Annotated in this window: 20 protein-coding genes; 14 read left to right on the top strand and 6 right to left on the bottom strand. The window is 62.1% G+C overall.

Annotated features, from left to right (window positions below; translation table 11 throughout):
• Window positions 1-11 precede the first annotated feature (11 nt).
• Entirely contained in the window at window positions 12-1,130 is a 1,119-nt protein-coding gene (locus JP75_RS03935; RefSeq protein WP_035079555.1) for a protein-glutamate methylesterase/protein-glutamine glutaminase, read from the top strand.
• A complete protein-coding gene (locus JP75_RS03930) occupies window positions 1,127-2,857 on the top strand; it encodes a coiled-coil domain-containing protein (RefSeq protein ID WP_035079553.1) in 1,731 nt (576 codons plus the stop codon). The genes JP75_RS03935 and JP75_RS03930 overlap by 4 nt, the downstream gene beginning before the upstream one ends.
• A 241-nt stretch (window positions 2,858-3,098) precedes the next feature.
• On the opposite strand, the gene JP75_RS03925 is transcribed toward JP75_RS03930, so the two are convergent.
• The 5 genes from JP75_RS03925 to JP75_RS03905 form a co-directional block, all read right to left on the bottom strand.
• Entirely contained in the window at window positions 3,099-3,842 is a 744-nt protein-coding gene (locus tag JP75_RS03925) for a fumarylacetoacetate hydrolase family protein (RefSeq protein ID WP_051960315.1), read from the bottom strand.
• Between the two features lie 17 nt (window positions 3,843-3,859).
• Window positions 3,860-4,615 carry a DeoR/GlpR family DNA-binding transcription regulator gene (locus tag JP75_RS03920; RefSeq protein WP_244446247.1) on the bottom strand — a complete coding sequence of 252 codons (756 nt, stop codon included), beginning with the start codon at window positions 4,613-4,615 and terminating at the stop codon, window positions 3,860-3,862.
• Between the two features lie 202 nt (window positions 4,616-4,817).
• Window positions 4,818-6,251 (bottom strand): M81 family metallopeptidase, encoded by a 1,434-nt coding sequence (locus JP75_RS03915; RefSeq protein WP_035079549.1) that lies wholly within the window; start codon window positions 6,249-6,251, stop codon window positions 4,818-4,820.
• Window positions 6,251-7,438: an MFS transporter gene (locus tag JP75_RS03910; RefSeq protein WP_051960313.1), complete on the bottom strand. Its 1,188-nt coding sequence runs from the start codon at window positions 7,436-7,438 to the stop codon at window positions 6,251-6,253. The genes JP75_RS03915 and JP75_RS03910 overlap by 1 nt, the downstream gene beginning before the upstream one ends.
• Window positions 7,439-7,556: 118 nt before the next feature.
• Window positions 7,557-8,045, bottom strand: a complete 489-nt coding sequence (locus JP75_RS03905; protein WP_035079547.1) for a hypothetical protein — start codon at window positions 8,043-8,045, stop codon at window positions 7,557-7,559.
• A gap of 374 nt (window positions 8,046-8,419) precedes the next feature.
• Here JP75_RS03905 and JP75_RS03900 point away from each other — a divergent pair, with 374 nt between their 5' ends.
• The 8 genes from JP75_RS03900 to nudI all read left to right on the top strand — a co-directional run bounded on the left by JP75_RS03900 (window position 8,420) and on the right by nudI (window position 17,463).
• Entirely contained in the window at window positions 8,420-9,574 is a 1,155-nt protein-coding gene (locus tag JP75_RS03900) for a Gfo/Idh/MocA family protein (protein WP_035079545.1), read from the top strand.
• A gap of 13 nt (window positions 9,575-9,587) precedes the next feature.
• Entirely contained in the window at window positions 9,588-10,475 is an 888-nt protein-coding gene (locus JP75_RS03895; RefSeq protein WP_035080179.1) for a carbohydrate ABC transporter permease, read from the top strand.
• A gap of 119 nt (window positions 10,476-10,594) precedes the next feature.
• On the top strand, window positions 10,595-11,437 hold the full coding sequence (locus JP75_RS03890; RefSeq protein ID WP_035080177.1) for a carbohydrate ABC transporter permease: 843 nt from the start codon (window positions 10,595-10,597) through the stop codon (window positions 11,435-11,437).
• Window positions 11,438-11,497: 60 nt separating this feature from the next.
• Complete coding sequence (locus JP75_RS03885; protein ID WP_035080175.1) at window positions 11,498-12,694, top strand: ABC transporter substrate-binding protein; 1,197 nt, start codon at window positions 11,498-11,500, stop codon at window positions 12,692-12,694.
• 175 nt (window positions 12,695-12,869) lie between these two features.
• Complete coding sequence (locus tag JP75_RS03880) at window positions 12,870-13,946, top strand: ABC transporter ATP-binding protein (protein ID WP_051960312.1); 1,077 nt, start codon at window positions 12,870-12,872, stop codon at window positions 13,944-13,946.
• A 29-nt stretch (window positions 13,947-13,975) separates the two neighbouring features.
• On the top strand, window positions 13,976-14,842 hold the full coding sequence (locus JP75_RS03875; protein WP_035079542.1) for a MurR/RpiR family transcriptional regulator: 867 nt from the start codon (window positions 13,976-13,978) through the stop codon (window positions 14,840-14,842).
• Between the two features lie 83 nt (window positions 14,843-14,925).
• Entirely contained in the window at window positions 14,926-16,938 is a 2,013-nt protein-coding gene (locus JP75_RS03870; protein WP_035079540.1) for a beta-N-acetylhexosaminidase, read from the top strand.
• Window positions 16,939-17,037: 99 nt separating this feature from the next.
• Window positions 17,038-17,463 (top strand): nucleoside triphosphatase NudI, encoded by a 426-nt coding sequence (nudI, locus tag JP75_RS03865; protein ID WP_035079538.1) that lies wholly within the window; start codon window positions 17,038-17,040, stop codon window positions 17,461-17,463.
• A 286-nt stretch (window positions 17,464-17,749) separates the two neighbouring features.
• Here the strand turns inward: nudI and JP75_RS03860 are convergent, their stop codons facing one another.
• A complete protein-coding gene (locus JP75_RS03860; protein ID WP_035079534.1) occupies window positions 17,750-19,207 on the bottom strand; it encodes a M81 family metallopeptidase in 1,458 nt (485 codons plus the stop codon).
• A gap of 196 nt (window positions 19,208-19,403) precedes the next feature.
• Between JP75_RS03860 and JP75_RS03855 the strand changes: the two genes are divergently transcribed.
• The 4 genes from JP75_RS03855 to JP75_RS03840 all read left to right on the top strand — a co-directional run bounded on the left by JP75_RS03855 (window position 19,404) and on the right by JP75_RS03840 (window position 22,333).
• Window positions 19,404-19,787, top strand: a complete 384-nt coding sequence (locus JP75_RS03855) for a RidA family protein (RefSeq protein ID WP_035079531.1) — start codon at window positions 19,404-19,406, stop codon at window positions 19,785-19,787.
• 155 nt (window positions 19,788-19,942) lie between these two features.
• Window positions 19,943-20,722, top strand: coding sequence for an SDR family oxidoreductase (locus JP75_RS03850; RefSeq protein WP_035079528.1), 780 nt, complete (start codon window positions 19,943-19,945; stop codon window positions 20,720-20,722).
• Complete coding sequence (locus JP75_RS03845; RefSeq protein ID WP_035079524.1) at window positions 20,719-21,780, top strand: D-TA family PLP-dependent enzyme; 1,062 nt, start codon at window positions 20,719-20,721, stop codon at window positions 21,778-21,780. Before JP75_RS03850 ends, JP75_RS03845 begins: the two co-directional genes overlap by 4 nt.
• 4 nt (window positions 21,781-21,784) lie before the next feature.
• Window positions 21,785-22,333, top strand: a complete 549-nt coding sequence (locus JP75_RS03840; protein ID WP_051960310.1) for a DNA-3-methyladenine glycosylase — start codon at window positions 21,785-21,787, stop codon at window positions 22,331-22,333.
• Window positions 22,334-22,487: the final 154 nt, after the last annotated feature.

The raw sequence follows: 22,487 nt of genomic DNA, 5'->3' as shown, positions 1-22,487 counted from the left end.
GCTGAATAGTCATGAGTAAGATCCGCGTGCTGATCGTCGACGACAGCGCTTCGGTCCGGACCACGCTGAGCGAGATCATCTCCGCCGACCCAGACCTCGAGGTCATGGCGACGGCGGCCGATCCCTATGTGGCGGTCGAAAAAATCCGGCACGAAGTGCCCGACGTGATTTTTCTCGATGTCGAGATGCCGCGCATGGATGGCCTGACCTTCCTCAAGAAGATCATGTCGCAGCGCCCCATTCCGGTCGTCATCTGTTCGGGCCTGGCGCAGGCCGGTTCGGACACGCTGATGCAATGCATGGAAGCCGGCGCCGTCGATGTCGTGACCAAGCCGCGCGTCGATACGGCCCAATTCCTGCAAGAATCGCGCATGCGCATTTGCGACGCCGCCAAGGCGGCCGCCCATGCGAAATTGAAGGGTCTCAAAAAGGCCGCCCCGGAACTCAAGGTCGAAGCCAAGCTCACGGCCGACGCCGTCATTCCGCCCATTTCCGACACGCGCCGCGATAGCCTGATTGCCCGCATGCCGGTGACCGAACCGATCGTTGCGATCGGGGCTTCGACTGGCGGCACCGAGGCCCTGCGTGAGGTGCTGGAGGAATTGCCGGCAAGCAGTCCGGCCATTCTCATCGTCCAGCACATGCCGGAAAAATTCACCGGGGCCTTTGCGCGCCGGCTCGACTCGACCTGCGCCATCGAGGTCAAGGAAGCCGAAGATGGCGACCTCGTCATCGCCGGCCGCGCGCTGATCGCGCCGGGCAATGTGCATATGCAGCTCGTGCGCAATGGTTCGCGCTATACGGTAAAGATCGTCGAAGGCCCGCATGTGTCGCGCCATCGCCCGTCCGTCGACGTGCTGTTCCGCTCGACCGCGCAGGCGGCGGGGCGCAATGCGCTCGGCATGCTTCTTACAGGCATGGGTGACGATGGCGCGCGGGGCCTTCTCGAAATGCGCCAGATGGGCAGCCCGACCGTTGCCCAGGACGAGGAAAGCAGCGTCGTCTTCGGCATGCCCAAGGAAGCCATTCAGCGCGGCGCGGCCGGCCGCGTGCTGCCGCTCTCGCGCATGGCGACCGAAATTGTCAATTTCGGCCGCAACGCCGCAAAACCAGCCGGAGGCATGGCATGACCAATAACAAGCCCCAAGCCAGGGATATTTCTGCTCTTTCCGCGGCGCTCGCCAAGCCGCGCCAGGAGATCGAAGAGGCCTTCGTTTCCGTCGGCTCGCGCCTTTCCGAAGGCGCCGCCATGCTCAACAAGCTGACGCGCCAGTTCGAAGCGCTGCCGGCGGCCTTGCAGGGCGAGGAGGTTATCGAAGCCAGTAGCCAGTTGCGTGCCGTGGCGCGCACGGCGCTGCAGCTCACCGAAGATTTTGCCAAGGAAAAGGCCGATCTCACGCGCCTTGTCGAAGTGGTTTCGGCGGCCAATAGCCCGATCGGGGAACTGCGGCGCACGGTGAAAATGATCGGCATCGTCTCGATCAATGCGCGCGTGACGGCGGCCGGTATCGTTGGCGACAACGAAGACTTTGAAGTCTTTACCACCGATATCTCGACGCTTTCGGATTCGGCGCGCTCGACCATTCACGAGTTCAGCCAGGTCTATCGGCAATTGGTGACCGAGGTGGCGCAGGCCGCCAACCAGCGCGACCGGTTCGACGCCGCCCATGCTCATACGCTGACCGAACTGGCCCATAATCTCGACGAGACGCTGGAAGCGCTCGATCACCAGCGTCAATCGGCGGTGGAAAGCTCGGCCGAAACGGGTCGCGTGTCGCGCCAGATCGTCGGGCGGATCGGTAGTGCGGTCATGGCCTTGCAGGTCGGCGATTCCACCCGCCAGCGGCTCGAACATGTGGAAGCCGGGCTCGATTGCCTTGCCGATATTTTGGCGGGCAAGCCGGTCGATGGAGCAACGTTTGATGAAGCGGTCGGCGCCGAGGCGCTGACGGCGTTGAGCCTCCTCGAACAGGAACTGTTGCGCGCCACGGCCGCCGACTTTGCCGGCGAAGTGGGCGAGGCCGAGCAGGCATTGCAGGCACTGGCGAGCGATGCCGGCACCATCATGGCACGCAGCCGCAATCTCTATGGCGACGGCGACAATGAAGCCTCGGCCTTGACGGTGCTGAGCGCGCAACTGCGCGTGGCGACGGAAATCCTGCGCGATTGCGAGATGGAGCGCAGCAAGCTTGAGGCCGTGGCGGCAGCCGTGCAGCAGACCGTCTCGATCCTTCTCGGCCATGTCGCGGCCGTGCAGGATATTGAAGCCAATATGCGGCTTGTCTCGCTCAATGCCGCGGTGCGTTGCGCCCAATTGGGGCCGCGCGGCGCCTCGTTGACGGTGATCGCTTCGCAGCTTCGCGAATTGACGACGGAAACCGTGGTGGCGGCGGAAGCGGCCATGGCCCAGCTCGACGAGGCTTCGGCGCTGGCCGGTGCCTTTGGCGCCGCGGCGGGCGGTGACAATGCCGGCCAGATCGGGCGGCTCGAACAGCAGGCCAATCACGCCATGACGCTACTCACGCGTCTCGACGAAGGTCTTTCGGCCGCGATGGAAAGCCTCAATGCCGATGGTCCGAAGGTTATCGGGCTGCTGCAGGCGGCGGCAAGGGGCATCGACGGGCAATCGCGCCTGGCTGAAAGCATGGATGATATTGCGATGCAGATCGCAGGTCTTTCCTCCGATGCCATGCCCGGGGAGATGGCGGCGGAGCTCGTGCCGGTGCTCGAACGCCTGCGAAAAACCTATACGATGGAGGCGGAGCGGCAGATCCATAGCCGGCTCTTCGGTGGTGCCGTTTCGGCGCCGGTTGAAGAGGCGGCCGATGACATGGATCTTGAAGCGCTGATGTTTTGAAAATGGCAAAGGCCCGCCGAAGCGGGCCTTTTCTTTGAGAGCAACCTAAGTAGACCTCATCCTGAGGTGCGGAGCGAAAGCGTAGCCTCGAAGGACGAGGTCGTGCCCCGATGCCTCAATGCCACGCCCCCGTGGTTCGAGGCTTTGCTGCGCAAAGCACCTCACCATGAGGGCTACTGGGGCATCGCCGCTCAGATGAGGACGGCTGGGGCTCCACAGCTTCCGATCGACGGGGACCGCCTCAATACGTGCAGCGTGCCGAAACCTTGCCCCAGTCGCCGAGCTTGCCTTCGACGAGGTCAGCAGTGCCCAGCGGGATCGCGATGCGGGCCCCCGTGATGATGGTCTGGCCGGCCTTGAGCGGAAAACCGCGGGCTTCGGCGTGCGGCGCGAGCCAGACGAGGGCGACGACGATGTCGGCCCAGGAGGCGCCGGTCGAAACCTCCTTCACGGTCTTGCCGTCATAGCTCAGCGAGACGGGGAGGGTGGGCAGCGCCCCGCGAACCTCACTGGCAAGGGCCGGGCCGACGACGACGGCGCCATTGCTCTGGAGATCGCCCAGTTGCAAGTTGCGCGGGGTGGCGTCGCGGTCGACAAAGGGGTTGGCGACCATTTCGAGCACCGGATTGACCGAGGCGATGGCGGCTTCGACTTCGAACTGATTGGGCTTGCCGAAGAGATCGGCGCCGAGGAGGACGGCAACTTCGACTTCGGCGATGAAGTGGCGGTGGGTCTTGGCGTCGAGCACCGCGCCATTGGCAAAGAAGCGATTGGCCGGAATGGGGGAGCAGAGCGGTTCGCCCTGGCCGCCGGCAAGGATTTTCCAGCCGCCGACCGGGCCGATGCCGGCGATGATGCGGTTCTGCAGGGCATAGACGGCGGCGATATCTGCCGGCACGTCGGCGTTGTCGACCGGTCCCACCAGCGGGCCGCCGTCATGGGCGGCGATCAGGGCCTTTACCAGGGTCTCTTGGCTTGCACTCATTTTGGGGTCCTGTTCGGTTAGGAAACTGTCGTTTCGATCAGGGTGATGCCGGATTCGGCACAGAGGTTTCTGATCGAGTCATAGGGGCAGTGATCGGTGATGAACGTATGGGCCTGCGAAAGGTGGCCGATGCGCACCGGGGCGGTGCGGGCGAATTTGCTCGAATCCGAAACGAGGATGACATGGCGCGCATTGGCGATGATGGCTTGTGCGACCTTCACCTCGCGAAAATCGAAATCGAGAAGGGCTCCGTCTTCATCGATGGCCGAGACGCCGATGACGGCGAAATCGACCTTGAACTGGCGGATGAAATCGACCGCCGCCTCGCCGACGATGCCGCCATCGGAAGCGCGCACCACGCCGCCAGCGATGACGACTTCCATCGATGGCGCGACGCGCAGGCGGTTGGCGACATTGATATTGTTGGTGATGACCATGAGGCCGCGGTGCTCGGCCAGCGCCTGGCTCACGGCTTCGGTCGTCGTGCCGATATTGATGAAGAGCGAGGCATTGTCGGGGATCAGGGCGGCGGCGGCGCGGCCGATGGCCTGCTTCTCGTCGGTGGCGATCTGGCGGCGGGCTTCATATTCGACGTTTTCGACGCCCGAGGGGTGCATGGCCCCGCCATGGGTGCGTTTCAGGGCGCCGCGATCGCAGAGGAGATTGAGGTCCTTGCGAATGGTTTGGGGAGTGACGTCGAAGGCTTCGACAAGCTGCTCCACCGTGACCCCGCCCTTTTTGCGGGCGAGTTCGACGATCTGAGCCTGTCGCATCAAGGGATTCATGGGGGCCTGCCGCTTTCGGTTTTTGAGTAAACGAAAGTGGGGGGCGGGGGAAGGGTGGTTTGGTGCGAGGGGCGTTGCCTACGGTCTTCAGTAGACCTCACCCTGAGCCTGTCGAAGGGCGAGGTCGTGGCGCCCGCGTCTCCGCGTGCCCGACCTCGTGGTTCGACAGGCTCACCATGAGGTCTCCTATCTACTTCGCCAGCGCCGACCACTTCACCTGCGGCACGAACGCGAAATCGCGGTCGAATGGAAAGCTTGGGCGCGGAGTGTGGTTGCGGGTGGTGCGTTCGACGAACTGGTCCACGACGCCCGGCGACAGGGCCATGATGCCGGGATTGGCGATGGGGCCGAGTTCGGGGGAGAGATAGCCCGATTTCACCGCAACGATCTTTGCACTGCGCGGATCGAGGCCGAGCTTGGTGAAATCGACAATGTTATGAAAGGGGCGGCGGCGGACGGTGAGGACCAGGTCGATGCCGCCGATGCGGACCACGGCTTCCCGGAAGAGCGGATTGTCGTGTTCGAGGAGGAAGAGCACTTCTGCCGATGTGTCGACCGGGGTCGAGGATGGGTCGAGGCTGGCGCCGATGTGGAGCGGAATGGTCGCGCCGACGCCGGCGGCATAGGCGGCTTCGGTGGCGGCCTTGTCGGCAATGCCGGCGAAGATCACGCCTTGCGCATTGCGGGCGATGAGGGCCGCCAAGACTTCGGCACGGTCGCCGACACCGCCGCCGGTGGGGTTGTCGCCGGATTCGGCGAGGACCACGGGGCCCGTTGTGCTGGCGATGGAGCGGTCGACGCATTCGTCGATGGAGCCGACATCCATGCCGAAGACGAACTGTTCGCGGACGTCCCAATAGTCCTGGGCCAGCTTCGTCGCGGCGTTTTCCATCGCCGCTTTATCTGTGCCGGTGATGACGGCGCAGGCGGTGGAGCGGGGTTCGTCGGCCCAGACATAGCCGACCTGGAAGGAGGCATCCCAGATGCCGGTCGGTTCTTCGACCTCGTGGAGCTGAGTGTAGAAACTCTTTGCAGGTTCGTCCTGCGTAGACGTGCGTTCGCCGGGCAGGAGGACCGGGACGGGGGCCCAGGCGACTTTGGGCCTGACGCCGGTGCGGAGGGCGCGGACCAGCATGGTGACGGCGCGGCGCATGGTGTCGGGCACGTCGATATGGGGCGCGGTGCGGTAGGTGGAAAAGATGTCGAGGCCGTCGATGATTTTCTGGCTGACATTGCCATGGAGATCGTAGCTGGCGGCGATGATAACGTCGGGGCCGACGACTTCGCGGACGGAGGCGATGAAATCGCCTTCGGCGTCGAACATGCCTTCCACAAACATGGCGCCGTGCATGGCGAGATAGACGCCATCGAGCGGGAGGGCGGCTTTGATCCCGTCGAGGATTTCGGCTTTCCACTTGCTGTAGAGCGCGTTTTCAACGGGGCCGCCGGCAATGGCGCGGGCGTGGAGCACGGTGATGAATTCGGCCGGGAAATGCGTCAGGAAATCAAAGTATTGGTCCTTGAGCATGCTCGGGCCGCGCAGAACGCGGAAATCGGCCTCGCGGGCGATGACGGGATTATAGGTGCTGCATTCGGTATGCAGGCCAGCAACGGCAATGCGCATCAGAGCACTCCTGGAACTTCGGATTCTGGATTGTGATTGGTTTTGACCGGGCGCGGGATGAGGCGTCCGGTGAGGAAAAGGCTGACCAAGAGGAACGGCACGACGCAGGCAATGCCGAAGCGGATGCCGGAATGCTCGGCAACGAAGCCGATCAGCGGCGGGCCGATGAGGAAGCCGGTCAGCGCGACGAAGGAGAGGACGGCAACATTGGCCGAGGCGGCGCGATCGCCTATGCCGGCAGCGGCGGTGACGGCGAGCGGGAAGCCGACGGAAACGCCGACGCCGATGATGCCAAAACCCACCAGCGCCAGTTCGACCCCTGGAGCAAAATAGAGCAAAACACCGCCGAGGACGGCGAGGGTGCCGCAGATCCTAGCGGTGTTGACGGCGCCAAAGGTGTGCTTGAGGGTGTCGCCGCCAAAGCGGCCGGCAGCGACCATGAAGGCGAAGAAGGAATAGCCGAGGCCGACGAGGCCGCCTTCGGCAGAAAGGGCGTCGCGGAGGAAGATGGCGGACCAGTCGGCCATGGCGCCTTCGGTCATGGTGATGCCGAAGACGAAAAGGCAGATGCCGATCAGGGCTGGGCTCGGGAGAGACCAGGCGGATTTCTGCGTCTGGCCCTCGGCGGGGGCGTCATTGAGTTTTGGCAGGGCGAGGCCGGTTGCGATGGCGACGGGTAGGACGAGGGCCGCGATGAGCGGCACGGCGATCTGGGGGATGACGCCGAGCGCGGCAAAGCCGGAGCCGATGAGACTGCCCGCCATGATGCCGAGCGACCAGCAGCCATGGGAGGTGTTCATGATCATCTTGCCGCTGGATTTCTCGACGAGGTCGGCTTGTACGTTGAGGCCGAGTTCGACGAAGGAAATGGCGGAGCCGGCCAGCATCAGGGCGATGAAGAGAAGGATCGGGTGCGGCGCGAGGACCGGGAGGCTCGCGGCGATGGAATAGAAGACAAAGCCCCAGATGATGGCAGAACGGGCGCCAATCTTGGCGACCAGCGGGCCGGCAAAGGGCAGGGTGATGAGCGTGCCGCAGGGCATGCCGAGGAGCGCCAGCGCCAGGGCGGCGGGGCCGAGGCCGAGACCGGCCTGGATTTCCGGAATGCGCGGCAGCCAGGAGCCGAAGGCGATCGGCTGGAGGAAGAAGACCAGCATGGTCAGGCGCTGGGGGGAGAGGAAGGACATGGAAGAAATTCCGTGGCTTGTCCCTGCGGTGTCATCCCCGCGAAAGCGGGGACCTCCGTTTGGGATGACCGAACGCAAACAGGGGTTCCCGCTTTCGCGGGAATGACACCGAGTTTTCTTAGGCCTGCTTACCCATTGGGTACGGCAGATATCCCACGAACCCCGTCAGCTTCCACTGGCCCGCAACCTTGCGGCAGAAGTAGAGGGTTTGCCAGTTCAAGCGATCGACGCCGCCATCGGAAAGCTTGATCTCGCCGTTGAACTTCTTGTGCGCGATGGCGCGGTCGCCGGTGATTTCGATTTCCGTGAGGCTCGTGGCGCGGTGAATGCCGGCCTCGACGTCTTCGGCATAGGATTGCTTCTGCCCTTCGTGTGCCTGACGCAGCCATTCGGCGCTATAGTCGGCGAGGGTGGGGTAGCTGATGGTCCAGCCGTCGGGATTGTCGTTTTTATTGCCGTTGATACCCATGAAATCATCGGCGACGAAATCGCCTGCGACCATCGACCAGTCGGCGGCCACATAGGCGGCGATGTCGCGCGGCACCAGCATGGTCCAGATCGCAGAGCGGTCGGCATCATTGGGGAAGGGATTGGTGGAAAGGCTCATTTCAGGGGTCTTTCGTGATCTCTCGGGCAGCCCTCTCCTCGTTTTGGGCTGCGCGATGCACTCTGTATGAAATTTTCAGGCATGTCATCTCTGGTGACACTCCTGAAAGAGGCCACATGGATACCAATTGCGACATGCTGCGCGCTTTCGGGTGGCTTGTCCACATGGATTTTTCCGCCAAACCCCTGCCAAACGCCTAGAAATACAGCAAAGTGCCGCCCAAAAATGCGCCATGACGAGGTGGCTTAAATTGGTATTGTCAACGCTCGGAATCTGTGTTGACATTGTGTCATAAAGGCGCCTAGTCTTGAAAATCGTTTACAGAAATGCCGACTAATCCGGAAGAGATTGGCGGAAAACAGGGTACAGGGAATATGCGGGTAGGCATTATCGGCCTTGGCTATCGCTTGGCTTATCTGGCGCGGGTTTTCACCGCTGCCCGGAGTGATTTCGAGATCGTCGGTTATGTCGATCCGGCCCCCGCGGGCCTCCCCTATACCAAGGAGCATGGCGTCTCCGTCGGTAAGCAATATGACAGCCTCGAAGCGCTGATCGACAATGGCAATCTCGACCTGCTGATGGTCGGTTCGCCCAATCACATGCACCTCGAGCATATCCGTATCGGCCTCGAGCGCGGCATGAAGCTGTTTGCCGAAAAGCCGGTCGTGACCTCGGTCGAAGACACGATGGCCATTGCCGAGTTGATCGGCAAATACGGTTCCGACAATGTCATGGTCGGTCTCGTCTTGCGCTATGCGCCGCTCTATGTCGATCTGCGCAAGGCGCAGGCCGAGGGCAAGCTGGGCAATATCGCCTCGATCGAAGCCTCCGAAACCATTCCGCCCTATCACGGCGCCTTCTTCATGCGCGACTGGCGTCGCTATGGGAAATATTCGGGCAGCTTCATGCTCGAAAAGTGCTGCCACGACCTCGACCTCTATAATGGCGTCATGGGCTGTCGTCCGCGCTATGTCGCAAGCTTCGGCGGTCGCCGCAGCTTCGTGCCGGAAAATGCGCCGCAGGTTTCCGGTATCAACGATCTCGAAGTTTATCACCGCAAGCCTTCGGGCTGGATGGGCACCGACAAGGTGTTCGACAGCGATGGCGACATCATCGATTTCCAGACCGCCCTCGTGCAGTACGAAAACGGCGCGGCGCTGACCTTCCACACCAATCTCAACGTGGCTGACGATTTCCGGCGCTTTGCCGTGATCGGCGCCAAGGGCATGGCCGAAGGCGACTTCGTGCGCAATTACTTCAAGGTCACCGATAGCCGTACCTCGGATCGCCTCGAAGACAAGACCTATGAGGTCAGCTCGCTCTCGAGTCACTATGGTGCCGACGAGCAGATGGCCGAAGATATCCTGAAACATCTCGTCGACGGCGCGCCGCTGCCGGTTTCGGTGGTCGACGCACTCGAAGCAGGGCTTCTGGCACTCTCCATGGACGAGGCGATGCGCAACAAGTCCGTGGTCGACATGGGGCCCATCTGGCAGCGTTTCGATGCTGCCCTCGGGCGACAGGGCTGAGGAGAAAAAGCCGATGACCAGTTCGCGTAGCGCCACCATCTTCGCCCTCGCCCTTCTGGCTCCGGCACTGATCTATATCCTGACCATCGTTGCCTATCCGCTGGTCGATACGATCATTCTCAGCTTCACCAATGCCTCGCTCAAGGCCGGCTACGACTTCGTCGGCTGGGCCAATTACCAGCGCATCTTCGGGGTCGGCAATTTCACCGAAGTGATCGTCCGCACCTTCGTTTGGACCTTCTTCTCGGTCACGACCAAGATGATCATCGGCATGGCCGGCGCCGTGCTGCTCAATGCCGCCATTCCCGGCCAGGCCGTGTTCCGCATCCTGACCATGCCGCCCTGGATCGTGCCCATGGCCATCGGCATCTATATGTGGAGCTGGATGTATAACGGCCAGTTCGGCATGATCTCGGGCCTGCTGCAGAATTTCGGCCTCGTCGATGGCCCCGTCGCCTGGCTCGCCTATGGCCACACCGCCTTTTGGGCCACCATCGTCACCGACGTGTGGATCGGCGTGCCCATGGTCACCATCTATTTCCTCGCCGCCATGCAGTCGATCCCCAAGGATCTCTATGAGGCTGCCTGGACCGATGGCGCCGGCCGGTTCTATCGCTTCCGCCGCATCACCGTGCCGCTGATGGTGCCTGCCATCATCACCATGAGCCTGCTCTCGCTCATCGCCACGTTCAACTCGTTCGACATCATCTGGATCCTGACCCAGGGCGGCCCGTCGGGCTCGACCACGACCATGATCATCGACACCTACAAGACCGCCATCGGCAGCCGCAAATATGGCGAAGGCGCTGCCCGCGCCGTGGTGATCTGTATCTTCGTGTCGCTGTTCTGCCTCGCCTACTTCCGTGCCGTCCGCAAGCTCCAGCAGGGAGAAGCCAAATGAGCTTTCATGACGCCAAGGCAACTCTGCCTGCCGGTGCAAATCCCCTGGCTGCAACCGCCAGTTCGGTCGCCGAGCTCAGCAAGCCAAAAGTTAAGGCCAAGGCTCGCCCCGCCAAGGCAATGATCGATCGCTACCACTGGTACGAAGTTGCTGCTCTCTATGCCGGCATCGCGGTCTTCCTGTTCTTCGTGCTTTCGCCGTTCATCGAAGGCTTCCTGGTTTCCTTGAAGCCCTTGGCTCAGCTCTTTTCGACCCCCTATAGCTTCATTCCGAAGACCTGGTCGTTCGATGCCTATGTGAATATGTGGACCTCGGTGCCGGCGCTCGGCATGCACATCTTCAACTCGTTCTTCATCTCCTCCGTGGTGACGCTGATCGTCGTCGCCATCGTGGTGCCGGCTGCCTATTCCTTCGCCCGCTTCAATTTCGGCGGCCAGGCGCTGCTGCTCGGCATGTTCCTTGCCGTGAATATGTTCTCTGGCGCCGTGCTCTTGATCCCGCTCTTCCGCCTGATGCGGAGCCTGGGGCTACTCAACACCTATTTCGCCATGATCGTGCCGGGTGCGGCCTTCCTCATCCCGTCCTCCATCTGGCTCCTGCGCACCTATATGATGCGCATTCCCCGCGAGCTCGACGAAGCTGCATGGGTCGATGGCGCCAGCCGCCTTTATACCCTGCGTCGCGTCATCCTGCCGCTCGCCATGCCCGGCATCGTCGTGGTCGCCATCATGACCTTCATCGGCGCCTATGCTCAGCAGTTCATTTTTGCGCTGACCTTCAACTCCAAGACCGAATTCATGCCGCTGCCGGTGGGCCTCTTCGCCTTCTTCGGCAAGCAGGAAGTGATCTGGAACGAGCTGATGGCAGCGTCTTTCGTCGGAATCCTGCCGGTCATGATCGTGATCATATTCCTGCAGCGCTATCTCGTCGCCGGCCTGACCGCCGGAGCCGTGAAGCAGTAGTGAGAGGGCCCGAGGGGGCCCAATTCAAGGGAGACTACAATGAACAAGACTATCGGTTTGATGGCCGTATCGATGCTGGCTCTTGCCAGCGCGTCGACCGGCGCCTTCGCCCAGGACGTGAAGGAAATCTCCTTCATCAACTGCGGTGACGAACTGACTGCCGGCTATGCCGAAACCTTCGCCGAGTGGGAAGCTGCCAATCCCGGCTTCAAGGTCGTTCCGGAAATCGTTGGCTGGGGCCAGTGCCAGGACAAGGTGACGACCCTGGCTGCCGCCGGTACGCCGGTTGCTCTCGCCTATGTCGGTTCGCGTACCCTCAAGCAGTTCGCCCAGAACGACTTGATCGTTCCCGTGCCGATGACGGACGAAGAAAAGGCCTCCTACTACAACTACGTTCCCGACACCGTGACCTTCGACGGCACCCAGTGGGGCGTTCCGGTCGCTTTCTCGACCAAGGCCCTGTTCTGGAACAAGGACCTGTTCGAAGCCGCTGGCCTCGATCCGGAAGTTCCGCCCGCCACCTGGGAAGAAAAGATCGCTTTCGCCAAGCAGATCACTGAAAACACCGATGCAGCCGGCTACGGCGTTGTCGCCAAGACCTTTGACAACACCATGCACCAGTTCCTGCACTGGGTTTACACCAATGATGGTCTCGTCATCGATGCCGACGGCAATATCGTCCTGAACTCGCCGCAGGTTCTGGCTGCCCTCACCGCCCTCAAGGACATCGTTCCCTATGGCGAAGAAGGCCCGACCGCTTACGAGCAGAACGAAGTCCGCGCCATCTGGCTCGATGGTGGCGTTGCCATGATCGAAGCCTCGCCCGGCGCTGCCATCCGCGCTGAAGAAGCCGGCATGAACTGGGGCGTTGCCAACCTGCCGCTCGGTCCGGATGCCAAGGGTCCCGGCACGCTGCTGATCACCGACGCTCTCGCCATCTTCAAGGGCACCGGCGTTGAAGAGCAGGCCATCAGCCTTGCCAAGTTCATCACCACCGGCGACCGCCAGTGGGATGCTGAAATGGCCCAGGGCCTGACCCCGCTCCGTCCGCTGCACTCCGATGAACTGGTTGCCGAAAAGCCGTACTGGAAGCCGTTCCTCGACGGCATCGAATTCGGTGGTCCGGAACCGCTGTTCACCGACTATATCGGTCTGCAGAACGTGATGATCGAAATGGTTCAGTCGGTCGTGACCGGCGCTGCCGAACCCCAGGCTGCCCTTGAAAAGGCTGCCGCCGAACTCGAGCAGTACAAGTAACTTCGAACCGGCCGAAAGGCAAAATCGCTCCGGTGGAGCGATTTTAGGAGAGAAGGCCATCCGGGCTATGACCGGATGGCGAGAAAATTCCGCCGCCGCCCCCTGGGGCGGCGGCACCTAAAAGTCCAAGAATACCTGCCCGCGGGAACCGCCCCGCCGACCGGAGACGCGAACCATGTCGCAACTGAGCCTCAAGCGCCTCGAAAAGAGCTTTAACGAAGCGCGCATCATCAAGGGTATCGACCTCGAAGTCGCCGATGGTGAGTTCGTGGTGTTTGTCGGTCCTTCGGGCTGCGGCAAATCCACCCTGCTGCGCATGATTGCAGGGCTCGAGGACGTCACCGCCGGCGATATCGAGATCGCGGGCAAGGTCGTCAACGACCTGCCGCCGGTCCAGCGCGGCATCGCCATGGTGTTCCAGTCCTACGCGCTCTATCCGCATATGAGCGTCTACGAGAACATTGCCTTCCCGCTGCGCGTCGAAAAACTGCCCCAGGCAGAAGTCGACAAGCGCGTCGGCGCCGCGGCAAAGGTGCTCCAGCTTGAGAGCCGTTTGCAGCACCGCCCCGGCCAGCTCTCCGGCGGTCAGCGCCAGCGCGTCGCCATCGGCCGCGCCATTGTGCGCCAGCCCAAGATTTTCCTGTTCGACGAGCCGCTCAGCAACCTCGACGCCGCGCTCCGTTCGGAAATGCGCATCGAATTGATGGAGCTGCACAAGCGCCTCGGCTCGACCATGATCTATGTGACCCACGACCAGATCGAAGCCATGACCATGGCCGACAAGATCGTCGTGCTCAATGCCGGCGAAATCAGCCAGGTCGGCTCGCCGCTCGAACTCTACCACAAGCCCGACAATCTCTTCGTCGCCGGCTTCATCGGTTCGCCGAAGATGAACTTCATCAACGGCAAGGTGCGCAGCGCCGATGGCGCCAAGGTCACGATCGACCTCGGTTCGCTCGGCACCCTGGTGCTGCCGCGCACCAGCACCGCGGTTGCCGGCCAGGACGTGACCGTGGGCATTCGCCCCGAGCACATGCAACTGGGCAATGGCGAATTCACCCTCGCCATCACCCCGAACATCGTCGAGCACCTGGGCATCCACACGATCGCCTATTCGACCCTGCCGGGCGGCGAAGCCTTTATCGGGCTCTTCGAAGGCAATCCGACGATCGAGGACGGTAAGGCGCTCGATATGGGCTTCGATATCGCCGATGTGCATCTGTTCGATGCCAAGGGGCTCGCCGTCTACTAAGTCCGAGGAGCCCGCTGGGGAGAGGGAAAATGCTCGACATCGTCGGCCTCTTGCAGACCGAGAAGAACGGCTTTACCCGCTCCGAACGGGCCCTTACCGACATCGTTCTCGCCGATGTCGACTCTGTTCTGAAAATGAGCATTGTGGACCTCGCCGCCCAGGCCGACGTGTCCCCGCCGACGGTGACCCGCTTCTGCCGGCGTCTCGGCTGCGACTCCTACGCTGATTTCAAGGTGCGGCTGGCCCAGTCGCGCTTTGTGGGCCAGCGCTATTTTTCGCCGGCCGCGAGCCCGACTTCGGTGCATGAAATCGCCCAGGGTGTCGTCAACGGCATCCAGTCGATCATCTACGAAACTTTTGAGCATCTCGATTTCAACGCGGTCGAACGCGCCGCCGAGAGCATCGCCAAGTCGAGTTTTATTCTCTCGTTCGGCTCGGGCGGCGCTTCCTCGATGATGGCCGGTGAGATCGAGACACGGTTTTTCCGGCTCGGTTTGAAGGTCGCTTCGACCGATGATCACCAATTGCAATTGATGCGCGTTGCCGCGGCTCCGCCGGGCACGGTCATCGTCGCCTTCTCGCTTTCGGGCAACAATGCGCAGCTCGCGAAAACCCTGACGGTTGCCGGCGAATATGGGCTGACACGCGTCGTTGCCACGCGTTCCGCTTCAATGGTGTCGGCACAGTCCGACATTCTGCTGCCGGTCAACTGGCACGAAAACGCCGACATCCTGCGGCCGACGCCCGGCCGCTACGCTTTTCTCGCCACGGTCGACGTGCTGTCCCAGACCGTTGCGACCCGTCTCGGGCCGACCGCCGTCGCCAGCATGCGGCGCATAAAACATCAGCTCGTCGTCAATCGTGACGGCGACGACGGCCAGCCCCTCGGGGACTGAGCTCTCAGGACGACAGTCCAGAAAAATCCATCAAACTTGGTGCCGCGGTCTGCGCGGTGCCTTTGCCAAAACATGAGAAGCAAATGACTGCCAAGTTTTCCCTCGTGACCACCTGGACCCCGGCTTCGGGTAGCGAACCGCTCGGCTATGGGCTGGAGCTGACCAATATCGGCGACGAGCCGGTCTCCAATTTCCAGCTCGGTTTTTCAGGGCCCGCTCGCGTCGATCCGCACGCGACGTTGGAAAACGGCAAGCTGCTGAAGCGCCTTTCCAACCACACGCTGATTGCGCCGCCCGATGGCTATGTGCTCGAGCCGGGCGCGACCTGGACCTCGACGGCGCGCGGCCTTTCCTATGGTCTTCGCCACTGGAGCGATGGCGCCAATTCGGCCTATGTCGTGCTCGAGAACGGCCAGACGGTCGTCATCCCGACCAAGCCGACCCAGGGCAAGGGCCACAATTCGCCGCTGCTGAAGGGCACGGCAAAATTCCCGGTGCCGGCCAAGGCGGCCGTGCCGCACTCGATCATCCCCTGGCCGAAATCGGTCGCGACGACTGGTCAGCGCATCGCTCCGGCGGGGCTCGATTTGCAGCCGCAGGGCGAGGCAGCAAACCGCGCTGCCGCTGCCTTTGCCGGCCTCGTGCATGACCTCTTTGCCGTCGAAGCGCTGGTGCGCCCGGCTTCGGAAGCCGGCATGCCGGTGCATATCACTGAAAAAGTCGGCATGGGCGCGGAAGCCTATGAACTGGCCTTTTCCGAGAACAGCGCCACCATTTCGGCCAGCACGCGCCAGGGCATGTTCTATGGTCTGGTCACGCTCGGCCATATCCTGCGCGGTGCCAAGCAGTATCCGCATACCTTCACCTTCCCGACCGGCGGCGTGATCAGCGACGAGCCGGGCTTTGCCTTCCGCGGTTCTCATCTCGATGTGGCGCGCCAATTCTATACCGGCGGCGAAGTCAGCCAGCTCATCAAGATCATGGCCTGGAACAAGATGAACAAGTTCCACTGGCATCTTACGGAAGACGAAGCCTGGCGCATCGAGATCGATGCTTACCCGGCCCTGACCGAAGTCGCCGCTTGGCGCGGCCACGGCAAGGCCCTGCCGCCGCTGCTCGGCTCCGGTCCGCAGCCGACGGGCGGGTTCTATTCCAAGAACGTCATCCGCCAGATCGTCGCTTTGGCCGATAGCCTCGGCATTGCGGTGATCCCGGAAGTCGACATGCCCGGCCATTTCTATGCCGCGCTGCAGGCGCTGCCGGAACTGCGCGATCCCAATGAACAAGGCGAATACCAGTCGGTTCAGGGGTTCCCGAACAACAGCCTCAATCCCGCGCATGAGCCGGTCTACAAGTTCGTCGAGACCGTCATCGACGAAGTGCTGGAAATGTTCCCGGCGGGTATTTTCCACCTCGGCGCCGACGAGGTGCCGCTGGCGGCATGGTCGGGTTCGCCGCTGGCGCTCGACATGATCGAGAAGATCGCGGGTCCCGCGATGCGCGAAAAACATGCCAAACAATTCAACCAGTTGGGCAATCACCATGGTGCCGACGAGATCGAAGGCTCGCCTACCGCGATCATCCAGGCTGAGTTCATCAAGCGCGTGCATAAGTACATCGCGTCCAAGGGTGCGGTCACCGGCGGTTGGGAAGAAGCGGCCCATGGCGATGCCGTGGACAAGAAGACCTCCTATGTCATCGGCTGGCGCAATGTGGAGATCAATGCGGCGCTTGCCGAGAGGGGATTCGACATCGTCGTCTCGCCCGGCCAGCGTTACTACCTTGATATGGCAAACGGAATTTCCTGGGCTGAACCGGGCGCCGGCTGGGCCGGCTGGTCGGGTCCGCAGGAGACCTATGAGTTCGAAGCCCGTGCCGGTTTCTCGGAAGAGGGCCTAAAACATCTGCTGGGCATCCAGAGCTGCATCTGGTCCGAGAGCATGACGGATCGCGCGATTTTCGACCGCCTGGTTTTCCCGCGTCTCTCCGCCATTGCCGAGGCCGGCTGGACGCTGCCCGAGCGCAAGAGCTGGGACCGGTTCAAGTCCATGGTGGGGCTGATGCCGATCATGTACGGCAACTGGGCTGCCGAATAACAGGGCCTGAAAAACGAGAAGCCGCCGTTGTCAAACGGCGGCTTTTTGCTGACAGACTGTTAGCATCTGATGTCGCCTTTGGGCGAAATGGGGAATGTCATGAAGCAGCGTACCATTGTCTGTCCGATCATTGAGAATGATGGCGCGATTTTGCTGTGTCGCATGCCGATGGATCGGGGAGTGTTTCCCGGTCAATGGGCGCTGTCGGGTGGCGGCATGGAGCCGGGCGAGACGATGGAAGAAGCGTTGCGGCGCGAAATCCGCGAGGAGCTGGGTGATCGCTTGGTGATCGAGACGGTGACGCCGTTCCGGTTTCGAGATGATCGGCGGGTGAAAACCTATGCCGATGGGCGGGCCGAAGAGATTTACATGATCTACCTGATCTTCGATTGCCACGCGGCAAATCGGGATGTGGTGATCAATGACGAGTTCGACGAATACGCCTGGGTGCGGCCGGAGGATTTGGCGGGATATGACCTTAATGCGGCGACAAGGGTGACTTTTGCGGCGAAGGGGTTTTTGTAACCCCCGATCTTCCTTCTCTCCTTGCGGGAGAAGGTGCCCAACGGGCGGATGAGGGGTATGCGATCTGTCCGATGGTACTGCGCGTGGGGAGAGAACCCCTCACCCTGGAATTTCTTCTGAACGAAGAAATTCCGGTCCCTCTCCCGCAGGGGGCGAGGGGTGACCGAATTCGCTATTGCGAATTCGGTTGGGGCTGGTGGCTCCCCATGGCCCGCCATTCGAGCGCAGCTCTCATGGCCTTTTCGCCTAAAATCGCTCCACTGGAGCGATTTTGCCTATGGCCGGCTCAAAACCAGGGGTTTTCGACCATCGGCCAGATGTCCTTGCGGGCCTTGCGGTAGTTCGTTTCCGCGGGGCGGTTGGGGTAGGGCTTGCCGGCTGAGCAGTAGATGATCTCGGAGGCGATTTTCGAGAACGAGTCGTAGAAGTGGTTGGTCGACTTAATAAGAAGGATTTTTCGCGACTTTGGATCGATGCCCAATGCCGAATAGAGGCTCGGGTCGAAGCTTTGGGCGCGGGTTGAGTTGAGGATCACGTCGATGCCGTCGAAGTGAATCCAGGCTGCGTCGCCAAAGGGGGCAAAGCTTTCGCCGAAGCGCATTTCGGCGTCGCGGACGAGTTTTTTGACGGTGACGCGCTTGTCGATGGGGCTGCCGGTATCGGGCGCCGATTTGGCGCCGAAGCGGAGCTGGATTTCGGCGCCTTCGCCGGCGGCAAAGCAGATCTGAACCGCGATTGGGTCCCAGATGGTGCCGACGGCGACGTCGGTGGCGCCGCGGGCAATGAATTCGGCGAGGAGCACGGTGGCATCGCCCGCCGTGCCGCCACCGGGATTGTCCCAGACGTCGGCGACGACGACTGGCCCCTTTGTCGCCGCGAGGGCGGCGTCGACGGCGGTCTTTTCATCGACCTGCGCCACCATTGTGGTGCCGCGCATGGCAAAGAGTTCGCGGCCGAGTTTCTCGGCAAGGGCGGCGCCTTTTTCGGGGTCGTTGTCGGTGATCGCAAGCACCTTGGTGCCCATTTCGGGCACGTCGCCGGCCATGAAGCCATGGACGACGGAAAGGGACAAAAGACCCGGCTCGGACTTTTCGAGCGCCATCAGCTTGTCGACGAAGCCGCGCATCGGCTGGCGCGAGGTCGGGAAGACGTCGATCATGCGGCAATCAAAGACGGTCATAACCGGCTTGACCTCACTCTTGAGGGCGCGGGCGGCGATGTCCCAGAGATCCCTAGCGCGATCGACGAAGTCGGTATGCGGGAATTCCTTGAAATAGACGAAGAAATCGGCGGCTTCGGCGCGCTTCTTCGTCAGGTGGCTATGGGGGTCGAGTTCGGCACAGACGAGGACGTCGGGGCCGACGATTTCGCGCACGCGGGAGAGAATATCGCCTTCGCAATCGTCATAGCCCTGCGCGACCATGGCGCCGTGGAGGCCGAGGACGACGCCATCGACGGGCATCGCGGCGCGGAGCTGGTCCAGAATAGCGTCGCGCAGCTCTTCATAGGTGGTGCGGGCGACAAGGCCGGCTGGGTCAGCCCAGGAGGCGCTGCCTTCGATCAGGGTCCAACCTTCCCTCGCGCAGACTTCGCGGCCGACGGTGATCGGGGCGGTGCAAAGGGTCGGGGTCGCCGGATGTTCGCCGGGGCCGGCATGGAGCGAAGCTTCGAAGGCGCGCTTGTCGACGGCGATGGGAGAAAAGGTATTGGTCTCGGTGGCGAGGGCGGCTGTGAAAACGCGCACGAGAAGCTTCCAGCAAATGAACGAATGAAGGTGCCGAAAGAGAGGTCGGCGATTGTGACACTAGCATATCGTTTGCAGGGCTTCACGTAAGAAATTTACATTCTTGGGGGCCACTGGCCGTGGTTTTGGGTATATTTTCGGCCAATCCTGCGCCAAAAGAGTAATAGAATTTCATTTTGCCTCAGAGGAGGGCCTCATGCCCATCAAGCGTTATGGTGCGGAAAAATCCGGCGCCGGTGGCCAGAACCTGCCTTTCGCCCGTGCCGTGGAAGCCGGCGGCTTTCTCTATGTTTCCGGCCAGGTGGCGATGAAGGATGGGGAGATCGTTCGGGGTGGGATCGTCGAGGAGACGCATTTGACGATCAAGAATGTGCTCGCGATTTTGGAAGAGGCTGGTTATGGCCCGGAACACATCGTGCGCGTCGGCGTGTGGCTCGACGACCCGCGGGATTTCTGGAGTTTTAATGGCGTCTACAAGAGCTATTTTGGCGAGCATCCGCCGGCCCGCGCCTGCGTGCAGAGTCGCATGATGGTGGACTGCAAGGTCGAGATCGACTGCGTGGCGTATAAGGGGCCGTGAGGTTCTGAGCTTGCCGGATACCCCCACCCTTGATCCCTCCCCACAAGGGGGAGGGAGACGAAGGAACCGGGAGATCGAGGCAAGCGCCTCCCTCCCCCTTGTGGGGAGGGATTGAGGGTGGGGGTGGAGAGCCCCGATTGAATGAGGGAAATCCAATGACGCAAACCTCCCCCTTTCGGCTCGACGGAAAGACCGTGCTCATCACCGGGGCCGGTGGTGGCATCGGGCGGTCGCTCGTGGCTGTGTTTCATGAGGCGGGTGCCAGTGTGGTCGGGGCTGACCGCGAGGCAGGGCTGCTCGATGGCTTGCCGCTGGTGCGAAACGTGCTGTTCGACCAGGCGGATATGGCAGGGACGCGGGCGGTGGTTTCGGCGGATATTGCGGCGCATGGCGTTTATGATGCCGTGGTGGCCAATGTGGGTTTCACCCGGGCCGAGCATTTTGGCATGGTCGATGACCAGGTCTGGGCGAGCGAACTCAATATCAATCTCAATGGCGCCTATGCGCTGACCGACCCGATCATTGCGGCCATGGGCAAGGTGGGTCGTGGCGCGCTGGTGTTCATCTCCTCCGTCAATGCCATGGGCCACTATGGCAATCCCGCCTATTCGGCGGCGAAGGCGGGCTTGGTCGCCTATGCCAAGGGCATTGCCGTCGAGCGCGGGGCGGAGGGCGTGCGCGCAAATGTCGTGGCACCCGGCTCGGTGCGGACGCCGGCCTGGGACCATCGTCTGGCGGCTGATCCGACCCTCCTTGATAATGTGCTGCCGCACTATCCGCTGGGGCGCATGGTGACGCCGGTTGAGGTGGCCAATGCGGCGCTGTTCCTCTGTTCCGACGCAGCATCGGGCATTACCGGCACGCTGCTGCCGGTCGATGCCGGGCTGACGGCGGGTAATCTGCGATTTGTCGATGAAGTGTTGAGGGGCAAATGACCTCCATTCTTGAACTCGAAACCCCGGTTGTCCTTGTCGATTTGGACAAGGTCGAAGCGAACCTGAAAAACGCGCAGGATGCGGCTGACAAGGCAGGGATAAAACTCCGGCCGCACATCAAGACCCACAAGCTGCCGCGCTTTGCCAAGCGCCAGGTGGAGCTGGGGGCGGTGGGGATCACGGTGCAGAAGCTGGGCGAGGCCGAAGTGATGGCCGATGCCGGGCTGAGCGATCTTTTGCTCACTTTCAATATTATCGGTGCGAAGAAGCGCGCACGGCTGAAGGCGCTGCATGACCGGGTGACCATTCGCGTCGTCGCCGATAGCGCCGAGACGGTGGCGGGGCTGGCCGAGACGTTTGTCGATGCCGGCAAGCCGCTGAGCGTGTTCGTTGAATGCGATACCGGCATGGGTCGCTGTGGCGTGCAGTCGGGGCAGGCGGCGCTGGAAATGGCGAAGAAGATTGTCGCGGCGCCGGGGCTGAAATTTGCCGGGCTGATGACCTATCCGGCGGCCGGAAAATATAAGGAAGCCCAGCAGTGGCTGGCCGATGCCAAGGCGCTGTTCCTCGGTGCTGGAGTTAGCCTGCCCGAGATCACGACGGGCGGTACGCCTGACATCTGGCATATGAGCGAGGCCGGCGTCGCGACCGAATATCGTCCGGGCACCTATATCTACATGGATCGCTCGCAGGTCGTGGCGGGCGCGGCGACGTTCGAGCAATGCGCGCTGACGGTGCTGGCGACGGTGGTGTCGCGGCCGACAGAAGGGCGGGCGATTATCGATGCCGGGACCAAGACGTTGACCAGCGATCTCTTGGGCATGCAGGGGCATGGCTATGTCGTCGATTTCCCGGATGCGAAGATCGTCGGGCTGAGCGAGGAGCATGGCACGCTTGATGTGTCGGCTTGTGCGGTAAAGCCGAAGATTGGCGATGTCATCCGCATCATTCCCAATCACTGCTGCCCGGTGAGCAATCTCTTCGACACGGTCACGTTGGTGCGTGGGGACGAGGTGCTCGAGACCGTTCCGGTGGCGGCGCGGGGGCGGGTGGACTGAGCCTGTGCTCACTCGCGACTTTTTTGATCGACCTGTTTTGGAGGTTGCGCCGGAGCTGATTGGCGCGACCTTGCTGGTTGATGGGGTCGGCGGGGAAATCGTCGAGGTGGAAGCCTATGACGAGAGCGATCCGGCTTCGCATAGTTTTCGGGGGCCGACGCCGCGCAATCTCGCCATGTTCGGGCCCTCGGGGCATGCCTATCTCTACAAGATCTACGGCATTCACTTTTGCCTGAATTTCGTTTGCGAACCGGGTAGCGCCATCCTGATCCGGGCGCTGCGGCCGACGGCGGGTTTTGACGCCATGCATCAGCGGCGGGGCGGGGTGGTCGACAAGCAGCTCTGTTCGGGGCCAGGGAAACTGGCCGAGGCGCTGGGACTTGATCTCACGCAGAATGGCTTGGCGCTCGATGAGGCGCCGTTTCAACTGCTGGCGGCGACGGCGCCGCGTGAGGTGGCGACGGGATTGCGGATCGGCATCACCAAGGGTGTCGAGACGCCCTGGCGGTTTGTCGAGCGGGGATCGGCTTATTTGAGCAAGCCGCTGAAGTAGTTCAGAACTCGATGCGGCACCCTCCCCTCGACGGGGAGGTGTCACCGAATTCGCTATGCGAATTCGGTTGCGGCTGGTGGGTGGGACTGCGTCGAGTGCATTGTGATCACCACGGCGGCAACCAGACCCACCTCGCGCCGTTGGCCCTTTGCGA

The sequence above is a fragment of the Devosia riboflavina genome (genome assembly GCF_000743575.1).
In the GTDB taxonomy this organism is placed as follows: Bacteria; Pseudomonadota; Alphaproteobacteria; order Rhizobiales; family Devosiaceae; genus Devosia; species Devosia riboflavina.
The sequence above is the reverse complement of the archived record's forward strand: the minus strand, read 5'-3'. Positions and strand labels throughout refer to the sequence as shown.

Bases quoted from the DNA above. Each gene is read 5' to 3' on its own strand.
- JP75_RS03890 (WP_035080177.1), top strand. From the start codon at position 10,595: ATGATCGATCGCTACCACTGGTACGAAGTTGCTGCTCTCTATGCCGGC.
- JP75_RS03920 (WP_244446247.1), bottom strand. From the start codon at position 4,615: ATGCGACAGGCTCAGATCGTCGAACTCGCCCGCAAAAAGGGCGGGGTC.
- JP75_RS03855 (WP_035079531.1), top strand. From the start codon at position 19,404: ATGCCCATCAAGCGTTATGGTGCGGAAAAATCCGGCGCCGGTGGCCAG.
- JP75_RS03905 (WP_035079547.1), bottom strand. From the start codon at position 8,045: ATGAGCCTTTCCACCAATCCCTTCCCCAATGATGCCGACCGCTCTGCG.
- JP75_RS03850 (WP_035079528.1), top strand. From the start codon at position 19,943: ATGACGCAAACCTCCCCCTTTCGGCTCGACGGAAAGACCGTGCTCATC.
- JP75_RS03930 (WP_035079553.1), top strand. From the start codon at position 1,127: ATGACCAATAACAAGCCCCAAGCCAGGGATATTTCTGCTCTTTCCGCG.
- JP75_RS03875 (WP_035079542.1), top strand. From the start codon at position 13,976: ATGCTCGACATCGTCGGCCTCTTGCAGACCGAGAAGAACGGCTTTACC.
- JP75_RS03925 (WP_051960315.1), bottom strand. From the start codon at position 3,842: ATGAGTGCAAGCCAAGAGACCCTGGTAAAGGCCCTGATCGCCGCCCAT.
- nudI (WP_035079538.1), top strand. From the start codon at position 17,038: ATGAAGCAGCGTACCATTGTCTGTCCGATCATTGAGAATGATGGCGCG.
- JP75_RS03845 (WP_035079524.1), top strand. From the start codon at position 20,719: ATGACCTCCATTCTTGAACTCGAAACCCCGGTTGTCCTTGTCGATTTG.
- JP75_RS03915 (WP_035079549.1), bottom strand. From the start codon at position 6,251: ATGCGCATTGCCGTTGCTGGCCTGCATACCGAATGCAGCACCTATAAT.
- JP75_RS03910 (WP_051960313.1), bottom strand. From the start codon at position 7,438: ATGTCCTTCCTCTCCCCCCAGCGCCTGACCATGCTGGTCTTCTTCCTC.
- JP75_RS03870 (WP_035079540.1), top strand. From the start codon at position 14,926: ATGACTGCCAAGTTTTCCCTCGTGACCACCTGGACCCCGGCTTCGGGT.
- JP75_RS03880 (WP_051960312.1), top strand. From the start codon at position 12,870: ATGTCGCAACTGAGCCTCAAGCGCCTCGAAAAGAGCTTTAACGAAGCG.
- JP75_RS03895 (WP_035080179.1), top strand. From the start codon at position 9,588: ATGACCAGTTCGCGTAGCGCCACCATCTTCGCCCTCGCCCTTCTGGCT.
- JP75_RS03885 (WP_035080175.1), top strand. From the start codon at position 11,498: ATGGCCGTATCGATGCTGGCTCTTGCCAGCGCGTCGACCGGCGCCTTC.
- JP75_RS03935 (WP_035079555.1), top strand. From the start codon at position 12: ATGAGTAAGATCCGCGTGCTGATCGTCGACGACAGCGCTTCGGTCCGG.
- JP75_RS03900 (WP_035079545.1), top strand. From the start codon at position 8,420: ATGCGGGTAGGCATTATCGGCCTTGGCTATCGCTTGGCTTATCTGGCG.